The organism is Arthrobacter sp. 10L430 (assembly GCF_056395245.1).
On sequence record NZ_JBFTJD010000037.1, the window covers coordinates 16,935 to 28,920 of the forward strand.

12 protein-coding genes are annotated in these 11,986 nt (G+C 65.0%); 6 read left to right on the forward strand and 6 right to left on the reverse strand.

Annotation, left to right across the window (positions count from 1 at the left end; all coding sequences use genetic code 11):
• Positions 1-20: 20 nt before the first annotated feature.
• Both AC1DDG_RS20820 and AC1DDG_RS20825 read right to left on the reverse strand, forming a co-directional pair.
• Positions 21-470 carry a hypothetical protein gene (locus tag AC1DDG_RS20820; protein ID WP_476877572.1) on the reverse strand — a complete coding sequence of 150 codons (450 nt, stop codon included), beginning with the start codon at positions 468-470 and terminating at the stop codon, positions 21-23.
• 246 nt (positions 471-716) lie between these two features.
• Positions 717-1,130 (reverse strand): hypothetical protein, encoded by a 414-nt coding sequence (locus AC1DDG_RS20825; RefSeq protein WP_230120686.1) that lies wholly within the window; start codon positions 1,128-1,130, stop codon positions 717-719.
• A gap of 207 nt (positions 1,131-1,337) precedes the next feature.
• On the opposite strand from AC1DDG_RS20825, the gene AC1DDG_RS20830 reads away from it, so the two are divergent.
• Positions 1,338-2,024, forward strand: coding sequence for a response regulator transcription factor (locus AC1DDG_RS20830; protein ID WP_230120684.1), 687 nt, complete (start codon positions 1,338-1,340; stop codon positions 2,022-2,024).
• A gap of 28 nt (positions 2,025-2,052) precedes the next feature.
• Here the strand turns inward: AC1DDG_RS20830 and AC1DDG_RS20835 are convergent, their stop codons facing one another.
• A complete protein-coding gene (locus tag AC1DDG_RS20835) occupies positions 2,053-3,492 on the reverse strand; it encodes a sensor histidine kinase (protein WP_476877573.1) in 1,440 nt (479 codons plus the stop codon).
• 422 nt (positions 3,493-3,914) lie between these two features.
• Here AC1DDG_RS20835 and AC1DDG_RS20840 point away from each other — a divergent pair, with 422 nt between their 5' ends.
• From AC1DDG_RS20840 to AC1DDG_RS20850, 3 genes are all read left to right on the forward strand, one after another.
• Positions 3,915-4,853 carry a 5'-3' exonuclease gene (locus AC1DDG_RS20840; protein ID WP_230120681.1) on the forward strand — a complete coding sequence of 313 codons (939 nt, stop codon included), beginning with the start codon at positions 3,915-3,917 and terminating at the stop codon, positions 4,851-4,853.
• Between the two features lie 318 nt (positions 4,854-5,171).
• A complete protein-coding gene (locus AC1DDG_RS20845; protein WP_476877574.1) occupies positions 5,172-5,417 on the forward strand; it encodes a YegP family protein in 246 nt (81 codons plus the stop codon).
• A 528-nt stretch (positions 5,418-5,945) separates the two neighbouring features.
• Positions 5,946-6,848, forward strand: coding sequence for a DUF817 domain-containing protein (locus AC1DDG_RS20850; protein WP_476877575.1), 903 nt, complete (start codon positions 5,946-5,948; stop codon positions 6,846-6,848).
• Between the two features lie 44 nt (positions 6,849-6,892).
• Here the strand turns inward: AC1DDG_RS20850 and AC1DDG_RS20855 are convergent, their stop codons facing one another.
• Positions 6,893-7,465, reverse strand: coding sequence for an MOSC domain-containing protein (locus tag AC1DDG_RS20855; RefSeq protein ID WP_476877576.1), 573 nt, complete (start codon positions 7,463-7,465; stop codon positions 6,893-6,895).
• A 66-nt stretch (positions 7,466-7,531) separates the two neighbouring features.
• Here AC1DDG_RS20855 and AC1DDG_RS20860 point away from each other — a divergent pair, with 66 nt between their 5' ends.
• A complete protein-coding gene (locus AC1DDG_RS20860; RefSeq protein ID WP_290369796.1) occupies positions 7,532-7,654 on the forward strand; it encodes a hypothetical protein in 123 nt (40 codons plus the stop codon).
• Here the strand turns inward: AC1DDG_RS20860 and AC1DDG_RS20865 are convergent.
• A complete protein-coding gene (locus AC1DDG_RS20865; protein ID WP_476877577.1) occupies positions 7,612-8,580 on the reverse strand; it encodes a DMT family transporter in 969 nt (322 codons plus the stop codon). The two genes, AC1DDG_RS20860 and AC1DDG_RS20865, sit on opposite strands and share 43 nt — an antisense overlap.
• Before the next feature lie 72 nt (positions 8,581-8,652).
• On the opposite strand from AC1DDG_RS20865, the gene AC1DDG_RS20870 reads away from it, so the two are divergent.
• Positions 8,653-9,561: a LysR family transcriptional regulator gene (locus tag AC1DDG_RS20870; RefSeq protein ID WP_476877578.1), complete on the forward strand. Its 909-nt coding sequence runs from the start codon at positions 8,653-8,655 to the stop codon at positions 9,559-9,561.
• Between the two features lie 286 nt (positions 9,562-9,847).
• Here the strand turns inward: AC1DDG_RS20870 and AC1DDG_RS20875 are convergent, their stop codons facing one another.
• On the reverse strand, positions 9,848-11,605 hold the full coding sequence (locus AC1DDG_RS20875; RefSeq protein WP_476877579.1) for a thiamine pyrophosphate-dependent enzyme: 1,758 nt from the start codon (positions 11,603-11,605) through the stop codon (positions 9,848-9,850).
• Positions 11,606-11,986 lie beyond the last annotated feature (381 nt).

Below are 11,986 nucleotides of genomic sequence, written 5' to 3' on the forward strand. Positions count from 1 at the left end.
CCCGGCTGTCCTTGGCATGTTTATCGTTGGCGCAGCCCGGCGTCGGCTCGTTTGGCGAGTGTAATTTCGGTGTAACTAATGACGGTGGAACACTGGAACTGCGCGCTGCAGGTCTGCAGAAAGACCGAAGCTGCGGCGGGGCCTTCGTTGAACGCCATAACATTGGGAACGATCCTTATGGTGACGGTTTGGGCCTTCCTGGTGCAGTTGATCTGTTCGTTTCCGCCGCCACCGGCTATCCGGCCGTCGCTGACCCTTTGGGTGAGTTGGACCACGGGTACTGCGATGAGCAGGGCGGGGTCGGTGTCGCACACGAAGGTGACGGGAACATCGACAGCGGCGCCGTCGGCGACGAGGATTCCCGGCCCCGTGCTGACGAGTGTGGCGGGGGCTGCCTGCGCGGGGGCGGCTATGGCCATGAGAGCGACGGTAAGAGCGACGGCGGCGAGGCGGCTTCTGGTGCCTAGCATCAGGTTCTCCCTTGAATGGATGCGTGGCGTCCTGTGTTCCGTATTGGCGGCGAGTGCGGTGATTAGACGCCTTAATGGACGGGGCGGAGCCCCTGACGGCAGCGCCAATTCCGGCGCCGCCTGATGCAGACGAAAGTCCAGTTGGGCGCACAATACTAATTATCTGAATGCGTGACAATAGGCATTCACAAAGCATGCAGGTAGCAGGAACGCCCCCGGGGCGTCCTGCGGATACGCCGCCTCGGCCTACGCCCTGGGGGAGTTCTTCCAGTCCGGCAGGACGCTGAGGCCGTCATCGAGCATGCGGGTAAGGGATCCCGCGGCAGCGTCGCGGCGGCGGCGGCGGAGCCATGCAGCGAGGCTGCGTTCGGAGACTTCGGACGCGTTGCTGGCGGGGTACCGGCCTGTTTGCTGAACCATGCTGACGAGGTCGTTCATGCGTTGGACACTTCGTCGGGTTGCTCTGGCAGGGTTGCCGTTGGCGGCGGCATAGTGCTCCTCACGGAGCGTCGGATCGTCGGTCCTTGCGGCGGCCAGGTGGTAACCCACTGTCGATATCGGCGCCCCCGTCTGCTCGGAGATTTGCCCGCGGGTGAGGCCGCGCCGGTACATCAGGACCCATTCGGGGTTGGGAACCAGAAGCCATCGTATGTTTGCCACAGACGTTCTCTTCCTCTAGTTGGTCCTTCTCGGTCCGGCGGCCTGACGCATGATCTGGTACATGGGTGGCATTCTTTCCTGTACAGGGTTACCGGTCTCATGATCAGCATCGTGCACCGAACATGAGAGCAAGCTGAGAAACCTTGTCGCAAGGGCAGGGCAAACTCTCTGTCAGGAAAATTTCGAGAATGAGTGGACGGTGCAGGCGTGAGGATTCTCATGGTCGAGGACGAAAAGCAGCTGGCCGATACCGTCCGCCGCGGGCTGTCCAACGAAGGATTCGTGGTGGACGTGGTCCACGACGGGGTCAGTGGGGTATGGGCTGCGACGGAGAAGCCCTACGACGTGATTCTGCTTGATCTGATGCTGCCATTGAAGAATGGCTACGACGTGCTGAAAGAAATCCGCGGCCGCAGAATCTGGACGCCCGTTTTGATGCTGACGGCCAAAGACGGCGAGTATGACGAGACAGACGCTTTTGACCTGGGAGCGGACGACTACCTGACCAAGCCGTTCAGCTTCCTCGTCCTGGTCGCCAGGATAAGGGCTCTGATGCGCCGCGGAGCGCCCGAGCGGCCCGTTGTCCTGGAGCTGGGATCCCTGAGCCTCGACACGGCAAGTCGCCAAGTGCAACGCGGCGAGGCAGCGATTGTGCTGACCGCCAAGGAGTACGCGCTGCTGCAATACCTGATGCGACGGCCTGGCCAAGTGGTTTCCAAGGGCGAGATTCTGGACAACGTGTGGGATACGGCATTTGAAGGCGGCGAGAACGTCGTGGAGGTCTACATTGGCTACCTCCGACGGAAAATCGATGTCCCGTTCGGTGTGCAGACCCTGACGACCGTGCGGGGCATGGGATATCTGCTCACCGCCGACAGGACCGCTATGGAATAGCCCTGTGAGACTACGGGTCTGGCTGGAGTTAGCGCGAGACTTTCTTGCCGGTGCGGCTCTCGCTGGCCGGCGCGGCGTGGGAGAAGACCATTTCAAAGCGGCATCCGCCCCCTGGCGCTTCCGACGCCCCGATCGAGCCGTGGTGGGCGGCCATTACTGCGGCGGCGATGGCAAGTCCCAGGCCGCTTCCGCCTCGTTCCCGGGACCGGCTGTCATCAAGCCGGACAAACCTCTCGAAGATCCGCTCCCGGTCTGGGGCAGGCACGGGCGGCCCGTCGTTATCGATGGTTATCACGACTTGAGTCTCGGCACTGTGAACTTCGACGGCAATCACGGACTTGGCGTACCGGTCAGCATTGTCCAGGACGTTCCTGATCACCTGGGCAAGCCTGCGGGCATCGCCGGTAATCCGTGCCGGTTCCAGGCGTGCCTCGATCCGGTGCAGGCTCGTGGAACGCAGGCGGCCGATTTCGCCGTTAAGGACGTCGTCCAGATCAACATCGGCCTGCTCCAGGCGCAGCCCTCCGTCGTTGGTCTTGGCCAGCGTGAGCAGATCCTCAACGAGATACCGCATCCGGGCTGTTTCGCCGGCAAGGACCGACTTCATCTCCTCCCATGTACGTCCGGAAGGATCGGCCGCTGCGATTTCCACGCCGGCGCTGAGGGTGGCGAGGGGGCTGCGCAGCTCATGGCTGGCGTCCGAGACGAAGCGCCGCTGTTCCAGGTCGGCTGCCTCAAGCCGGTCCAGCATTGAGTTCATTGTCTGCGCCAGAGCCTGCATCTCATCGGCGGTGGGCGGGACTTCCACCCGTCCGTCCAGGCGGCGGGCGCTGATCATGGCCACCTGGTCACGGATTCTCTCGACCTGACGAAGGGACCGGCCCACCAGCACCCAGACGGCGATCCCCACCAGCGTCAACAACAGCGGCGTGGCGCCGAGCACAAACCAAGACACCGTGGCAAGGGTGTTGGCCTCAACCTGGACCGTGGCTGCCACCACCACTGTGCGGAGGACGCCGTCGCTCCGGACTCCGGTCGCCACGACCAGGAAGTCGTCGTCGTCACCGAGGCTGGGCAGCTCGGGTACGTCCTCAATCAGCGTTTCCCCATCGTCCGGGCGCAAACCGGTCAGCGGAGCTGCCGCCGCGGCAGGCACCGAGGATGCAAGGACCGACCCCTCCGGATCCAGAATCTGGACATATTGCCCAAAGTGCGCGGCAGACTCAATGAAGCGGCGCCCTTCGTCCAGGCCCTGGCCGGAGATTTGGGCGGCGACCTCCTCGGCCTCCCCCCGGGCGGCGGCCTCGGCAGCGGCGACCAGCGACGTCTGCAGCGCCACCAGCAGGGTAAGGCCGCCAATGAGGAGCGCCACGGCCACGACAAAGACGGCAGTGGCCGTGGCGCGCTTTCGCACACCCCAGCGGGGCCGGGGCAGGCCCCGCCCGCCAAGCATCCGGACGGCATCCATGCTCCAAGGATGCAGCCGCCAGCGGACATTAACAAAGCCCGACGCGTCGGAAGCACCTGGGATGAAGCCGCTCTCCCTGCTGTCCCTGCCCCATAACGTAAAAAGGCGGCACGGGGGTCCGTGGATGTGCCTGCCCCTGCGGAACCCGGCGATGGGTCCGCATAATAATTAGACCGGCACGGCGGCTTCCGCCGGGTCAGTGGGATGTATCGCGGTTTGGCAGCACCTGATTGGGGCAGGGGCGCAGGTTCAAGTCCTGTCATCCCGACGGTGCGGGCCGGAAACAGCAGAGAACAACCTGGGCCAGTGCGCTGGCCGTGTTGGGCGCATGGCTCCCCGGAGTCATACCAATGGTTCAGGTGGCCCGCACTTTAAACTGCGCCGGTCCAGCGCGACCGGGCGCATCCGTGTCAGGATCGGTTATGCCCCACCGCCTAATGCTGCTAGACACTGCGTCGTTGTACTTCCGCGCCTTCTACGGCTTGCCCGACACGATCCGCCGCGCCGACGGCACGCCGGTGAACGCCGTTCGAGGCCTGCTCGACATGATCGCGCGGCTCACCACCGACTACGGTGCGACGCACCTCGTTGCTTGCTGGGACGACGATTGGCGTCCTCAGTGGCGCGTAGACCTCATTCCTACCTACAAGTCGCACCGAGTCGCAGAGGTGATTGAGGGATCCCCCGACGTGGAGATCGTGCCGGACGCGCTCCAGGCGCAGATTCCGATGATCCGCCGGGTGCTCGAGCTCGCCGGCATCGCCGTCGTGGGGGCCGCCGAACATGAGGCCGACGACGTCGTCGGCACCTACGCCAGCCACGCCGAGTTTCCGGTCGATGTGGTGACGGGCGATCGCGATCTCTTCCAAGTCGTCGACGACGCCCGTCAGGTACGGGTGATCTACACCGCGCGCGGCATGAGAAACCTCGAGATCATGACCGACGCGGTCGTCGTCGGCAAGTACCGCGTGCTGCCCGAGCAGTACGCCGACTATGCAACGCTCCGCGGCGACGCCTCGGACGGGCTACCGGGCGTCGCCGGCATCGGCGAGAAGACCGCAGCGTCTCTGCTCTTGGAGTACGGAACGCTCGACGGGCTGCTCGCGGCTGCGGCGGACGCGGAAGGCGGTCTGTCCGCATCCGTGCGGTCGAAGCTCGCCGCGGCCACCGACTACCTCACGGTTGCGCCCGCCGTCGTGAACATCGTCCGTGACCTCGAGCTGCCGACGCTCGAGGAGGCGGGCGCGCAGCTGCGCCCTGTCGTCGGCGATTCTCGCGCCGAACTCGAGCGGCTGGCCACCGAATGGAACCTCGGCGGCTCGGTCAAGCGACTCCTCGAGGCGCTCGACCGGAATCACTGACATCGCTGCCCATGGCTCCGTCCGGTTGCAGGGCGCAGCTGTGAATTGGCTGGGTCTTTCCTCGGGGTTGCCCGTCGGCTCTTGCGCGCGGCTGGTTGCCTAAGGCAAGCTGTTGATCACTTGATGAATCGATCAATTGGGGCTTCGTCGCCTCAAGGGGTCCGGCGGCAAGGATGCCGTCGGACCCTTTCGCGGCGGGGTCGCCGCCCGGGCAGGAGCCCGCAGAACGGGAGGACACCTATGGCCGGTTTGTTTGAACTGTTCATTGACGCACAATCGCACGTCAGATTCCGGCTCACAGCACCCGATGGAACGGTCATGGCTGTGTCCAAGGCCTTTGACGACAAGCCGGCGGCTGTTGCCGGCATAGCCGCGGTGCGAGAGTACGCCGGCATGGGACACATCGCCGACCTTTGCCCGGGCAGCCGGTCGAAACCTGCGGCAGGGCGTTCGGCGCCGGCGCGGGAGCAGGAATCCCGGCCGTTACCGGCAGGCGAGCTCCGCACCCTTGGCCGGGCACTCCGCCGGGCCGCAGCCGGACCCCGGCGGAGCGGTGCAGCCTGAGGGCAGGACCAGTCGTCGCATGCCCGACCGCCCATGCCCGGGGTCGAGGATGCTAAATGGTGCCTTCAGGCGGCGTGAAGTTCTCCGTGCTGCGAACAGCCGGGGTCGGTCGGCCTGGCCTGCCTGGGCGTGTACCGCCAGTCCGGGCATGTGCAGCCAGGTGTTCTGTTAGCGGGGCGTTGCCATGCACTCTTGGCTCCCAGCGCAACCACTTCTGACATCGCGGCTCTTTTCTTCCGGTGATGGCTAAGCGAGTGCACGCCATCGGGAGCGTCAGCATATTAGAGACAGACCAGTCTGTCTATGATCCAGCTGCGCCGGCGCTGGGCCGTTCGAATATTACGAAGCCCCGGAGCAAAAGTGTCCGGCGCAACGCTCAAGCAGGCAGACGACGGCGGGAGGTCCCGCCGTCGTCCAGGCTTCGGCTACCGTGGAATGCGCGTCACCGCCACTCGACTGCATTATGCGCTCGCCTGCGGCGATTCAGGTCACACACATTGCCACTCGTGGCGGGGGAACGGGGTACCAATGCGCAGCTTCACGTCCGTAGAACACCGTATCGATGAACGTGCACATCGATACCTGGATGATGCCCCCGCCAGCGGCATCCGTTCCAGGCTCATCGAGTTTGCGGTCTTCGGCCTCAAGCAGGCCTGGGCGTGCATCTTTGGCGCGGCGCTCCTCGCAGTCATCCTGGCGGGGCGCCTTTGGTATCCGGACGAGGCCGCACTTGCCAGGAACGATTTCCTGACCCTCGCCGCCGTCGTCATCCAGATTCTGATGGTCGTTACGCGGCTGGAGACCGTACGGGAGCTTAGGGTGATCGTTCTCTTTCACCTGGTCGGAACGGTCATGGAGCTGTTCAAGACCGACGTCGGGTCGTGGACGTATGAGGCCGAGGGATTTCTGCGTATCGGAGCGGTCCCGCTGTTCAGCGGCTTCATGTACGCCGCCGTCGGTTCCTACATGGTGCGTGTCTACAGGCTCTTCGACCTGCGCTTCGCGCGGTATCCGCGGCGGTGGGTCACCGCGATCGTGGCGGCCGCGATATACCTGAACTTCTTTACGCACCACTACATCTTCGATGTCCGCTGGGTCCTGCTGGCCGCCGTCGTTGTCATCTTCGGACGGTGCGTCATGCACTTCCGCGTGTTCCGCAGGAAGTTCCGGATGCCCCTGGTCGCCGCTTTTCTGCTCGTGGCACTGTTCATTTGGATAGCCGAGAACATCGCCACCTGGTCCGGCGCGTGGCTGTACCCGAGCCAGCTGAACGGTTGGCACATGGTCTCGCTCGACAAGCTGGGCGCATGGTTCCTGCTGATGATCATCTCGGTGGTGCTCGTGGCGTGGGTCTACAAGCCGGAGCCACCCGAGCAGTCTGAGGAGGACACTGGCACAGCCGCCGTCCCGGCGGTCACCGCGGAACGTTAGAGGACGACGGCGGTACTTCCGTTAGAGGCTACCCTTGCCGACTGCTATGGCAGCCGCGATGGTCGCAGCAGGGTGGGGACGCCGGCACTCCCCGGGTCCAGCGGCACAGGGCTGATCAGCACAGCCGGCCCGCGTAGCAGAGTGCCGTCGGAGAGCGGCTGGCAGCGCACGCCTCCCCTCCCGCGCATGGCCTTGTGGGCGCCCGGAGCGAGCATCTGATCCATCCAGGCACAAGGGTGGGCCGGCCGCCCGGCTCTGAACCGCACCAGTTCCCCGCGCGATTCCAGCGCGAACTCCCCGCCCAGCAGCGGAGCCAAGTGGGCACCTCTGAGGACAACATTGCGCCGTGTCAGCAGCGGGTCAAAGCGCTCGGCCCCCAGCTCCGCGGCGATGGCTTCGAGAGCCTCGACGGCGAACACGGTGACGGCGGCATCCATATGCGCGGCCTTGCCGAAGAACCGGTCACCCACGATGCCCTTGCCCGTCACCAGCTCGACTTGGTCGGCATCGGTGGTGGGGACGTCGGCCGCACCCTCGCGTGCGCGGCCGAAGTAGGCGTGTGCCGGCGACACGAGCAGATGCAGGATCTCCACGTCGTATCTGTAGCTTGCCGTCATGCCATCAAACTACCTGCCACGCACGGCCAGCGCACCCGTTCAGCGTCTGGCGGGTAACGGCATGCCATGACCACCGACGCAGACGAACAGGACCGGGCGGAGATCCTGAAGAATTACCGGGCCCAGCTGCGCGCCGGGCAGTTCGACTACCGATGGCTCGCCTCGCGCTCCGAAGCCACCACCTGGTAGCTCCGGAACCCCAACACCGGTGACTCCTGCCTTGCGGAGCGATGGTTTCGTTCGACGGAGCGGCCCCAGACGGCGCCGGTGAGTATGAGTGCGATGCCGCAGCACCCCGCGATCCCTACGCTGTCGTGGGCGATGGTGATTCCGATGATGGCTGCCCAGACGGGTTCCGTGCCGAGGAGGAGGCTGACCCGTGAGGGGGACGTGCGTCTGACTGCCCAGATCTGAACGAAGAATGCGAACACAGTGCAGACGAGAACCAAGTATAGGAACATCGTTTCCCGCCATGGATCCAGCCGGGAGAGGTAGCGCGGGATAGATTCTCCGTAGACCAACGATCCGGCCGTAAAAAGCAGGGCGCAGGTGCCCAGCTGCACGGCGGTGACGTGCAGGGAGTCCACGGTTTGTCCTCCGGTGAGCTTCTGCATGGAGACCACGTGCATGGCGCGCACCACTGCGGCGCCCAGCACGAGCAGATCTCCCGGACCGGGCGGCTCAAAGGTGCCGTTGCCGGCCAGAAGAACGACTCCGGCCACGGCAACTGCGGCTGACGCGAAGAACCTGCCTGGCAACCGCCGGCGGGACACGACGGACTCCAACGCCGGGGTGAACACCATGGTCAGGCTGATGATAAGCCCGGCGTTCGTCGCCGAAGTATGGGCGATCCCGAAGGTCTCGAGAGTAAAAACGGCTGCGAGCAGCACCCCCATGGGCACGCCCGCGACCAGTTCCCCACGGGTCGGGCGGTTTTGCCGGAGAGCCATGACCGCGGCCATGATCCCGGCAGCGAACAGCATACGCAACGCGAGGAGGGCAATCACGGTGTCCGTGGAGACCAATTCCTTGGCCACGAGATAGGTCGACCCCCAGGACGCAGCCACCAAAAGCAGCAGAAGGTCGACCCGGAACCGCGCAGGGAAAGTAAGCATCAGCCCATCGTGCCCGCGTCTAACCATTAGTACTAGAGGGAGATTTTGGCGGGTATGCATTAGTTTGGACTAATGGAATTGGGTCAGCTTCGGGCTCTGAGGGAGCTGGGTGACCGCGGAAGCATCGCCGCGGCCGCCGCAGCCTTGCGTGTCACCCCGTCGTCAGTGTCCCAGCAGATCAGCGCTTTGCAACGCCGTTCGCCTGCTCCGCTGACTTTCAAGGACGGACGACGGACTGCCCTGACCGATGCCGGACGGGCCCTTGCCCTGGCCGCCGTCGACGTCGAGGTCGCGCTTGAGCGTGCCGAGCAGGCCGTGGCACAGTTCCAGCGCGAACCGGAAGGGACGGTGGCGGTCGCGGCCTTCCACAGTGCAGCGCTGGCCTTCTTTGGCCCCCTGATCACCGGGCTGAGCGGCCCGGGCCAGCCCCGGGCGGCCCTCAGCGACTTCGATGTAGCCCAGCAAGACTTCCCCGCTATCACCCAGGACCACGACCTGGTCATTGCCCACCGGCTCACGGGAAGTCCGCCCTGGCCCGGATCGGTGCGCGTGGAACCCCTCCTGTTCGAGCCCTTGGACCTCGTCGTCCGCCGGAACCACCGGCTTGCAGTCAAAGAGTCAGTCGCGCCAGAGGATCTCCGCGGGGAGGACTGGGTGGCCGTGCACCAGGGATTTCCACTCGAGAACGCCATCGAGCAGATCGCCGGCATCGGAGGAGCCGAAGCGCGCATCGTCCACCGGATCAATGAGTTCTTCGTTGCCGCGGCCGTGGTCGCCGCCAGTGACTGCGTGGCGCTGATGCCCCGCTACACCATCGAAATCGCCCACAACCCGGAACTGGTGCTTCGGCCGCTTTCCAACGCTGCGCCCGGCCGGCACATCGACTGCCTCGCCCGGCCCGAAACCCTCGAACGAGCGAACGTGAAAACCGTCCTTGCTCTGCTGCGGGCAGTCGCAAGCCGCCTCGCCCCACCCGCCTAGGGCTGGACTGGGCTGGCCGAGAGAATCCATCTTGTTGGAGAGTGGAGTAACGCCTGCAACTCGGCGCTTCGCTCAGCCTCACTGTCAACGAAACCGCGGCTTCTGCTGCGTTCTACGAGAAGCTTGGCTGGCCGGCCCTGTCGGGGAGCGGCACCCAACGCAAGCGGACGACGGCGGGAGGTCCCGCCGTCGTCCGCTTTCGTTACGCGTGGTACTTAGTTCCCGGCGGTGCCACGTGGGCCTAGTGTCATTAAATACGTCGGCCCGCCACGATGTTCCGGACGTCTCAGTAGGCCCTAACCCGCTGTTCGACAATGAGATGGATGAGGGCAAACACCCCATCCTGGTCGATGGCCTGGAGGGCGGCATCGAGGGCTGCTGGCACGTCCTCGTCACGGGTGACCGTGATTCCGAAGCCGCCGAAAGCCTGGCCCATGAGGCCGAAGTCCGGGTTTTTCAGCTGCGTGCCCGAAACCCGGGACGGGTAATGGCGTTCCTGGTGGGTGCGGATGGTGCCGTATTCCTGGTTGTCCATCACGATGATGAGCGGCGTGGCCCCGTATTGGGCGGCGGTGGCCAGCTCCTGGCCGTTCATCAGGAACTCCCCGTCTCCCGCGATCGTGACCACCCGGCGCCGCGGGCTGGCCAGCGAGGCCGCGATGGCCGACGGGATGGAGTAGCCCATGGAGCCGTTCCTGGCGCTGATCATTGAGGCGTAGCGCCGCGTGGGGAAGTACCGGTGCGCCCAGTTAGTGTGCTCGCCCGCCCCGAAAGTAACCAAGGCGTCCTCGGGGAGCCGCGGAACCAGGTTGGCCATCAGGGTGTCCATCTTTGCCGGCCCGTCGCCCGGCGTGGCCGGGGGCAGATCGGCGAAGGACGTCTGCTCGCTGCGCATCCTGGCAGTCCACGCTTTCCACTCCTCCTTCGGCGGCAAGTCGATCTGAACCAGATCGCGGACGAAGGCGTCCGGTTTTGCCAGGATCTGCCGCGAGACGGGACCGGAGCGGCCGCGCAGCGAAGGGTCTATGGTCACCAGGAAGTTTTGCTTGTTCCAGTCCTGCCTGCAGACAAAACCATCCGTGATGACATCCCCGGGGACTGTCCCGACGAAGACGAGCAGGTCGGTTTCCTGCAGGAGGTCGTATGTGGGGCGGGGTCGGCCGTAGCCGATCGGACCAACGTAGGACGGTGAGTCGAAGGAGACAGTTCCCTGCGTGCGCCATTCCGCGGCGGCCGGGATGTGGTGCTTTTCAAGCCATTCGGTGAGCTGGTCTGCCGCTGCCTGGGTCCAGTCGTTGCCGCCGGTGACAAACAGCGGCTTCTTGGAAAGTGCAAGGGCGCCGGCGAGTGCTTCGGCATCCGTGGTGCTCATGCCGCCTGCAGCCACCGGAATCGTGGGGTGCAGGGCCGGATCCACCTGCTGGCGGATGATGTCTTCCGGCAGGCCCACCACCACCGGGCCCGGCCGTCCGCTCATTGCGGCGAACATGGCTTCCGCGACAATCTCGGACGCCCGTTCGGCATGGTCGAGGACCATCACGCGCTTGGCGCCCGTGTCGAACCAGGCCTTGATATCAAATTCCTGGAATGCCTCGCGGTCCCGGTGGGCGAACGGGATCAGTCCTACGAACAGCAGCATAGGCGTGGAGTCCTGCCACGCGGTGTGCAGGCCAACATGGGCGTTGGCGGCGCCGGGTCCGCGGGTGACCATGGCGACGCCTGGACGCTGGTTCATCTTGCCGTCGGCCTCGGCCATGTAGGCGGCGCCGCCCTCATGGCGGCAGACCACGGTCTCGATGTCAGAACCGTGCAGCCCGTCGAGGACGTCCAGGAAACTCTCGCCGGGAACAACGAAGGTTCGTTCGACGCCGTGGGCCGCGAGGGAGTCAACAATCACGTGCCCGGCGGACTTTAGAGCCTTGCCGCCGTTCAGGTTTTCCCGGACGGTGGCGGGGACGGGCTGTAGGGGGCCTTGGTTGATGGTGTCGCCTTCGGACGGCTGCGTTTCGGTTGCGGTCATGGTTGCTGCGGACTCCGTTGTCATCACTTCTTGTCTTCTTGGTTTGGGTTTACGTGCGGTGGGGGTGAGGGTGCCTGGGAATTTCCGCTGGAGGCAGCGGAACAGAGGGTGGCGCCTAGTCGGTTTCCGGTCCGGTGCAGAAGAAGCAGCCGTCCTCACAGCTGTCCGTCGTCTGGCTTTCCGTCGGCGGCCGGTGCGTCTGGGGGCTCAGGGGATTTTGTGGCTTCATGGCTGGCCCTGCTAGCGGATGGGAGTCCGGTTGGCGATGACGGGGGACATGCCGGTGAAGCCGTCGCGGGCTTCGGCGATTTCGTGGATTTGTTTGCGGCAGGCGTACCAGCCGGCGACCATGAGGGCGCAGGCGACGAGGGTGACCAGGAGGGTGAGGGGGGAGTCGATGAAGAC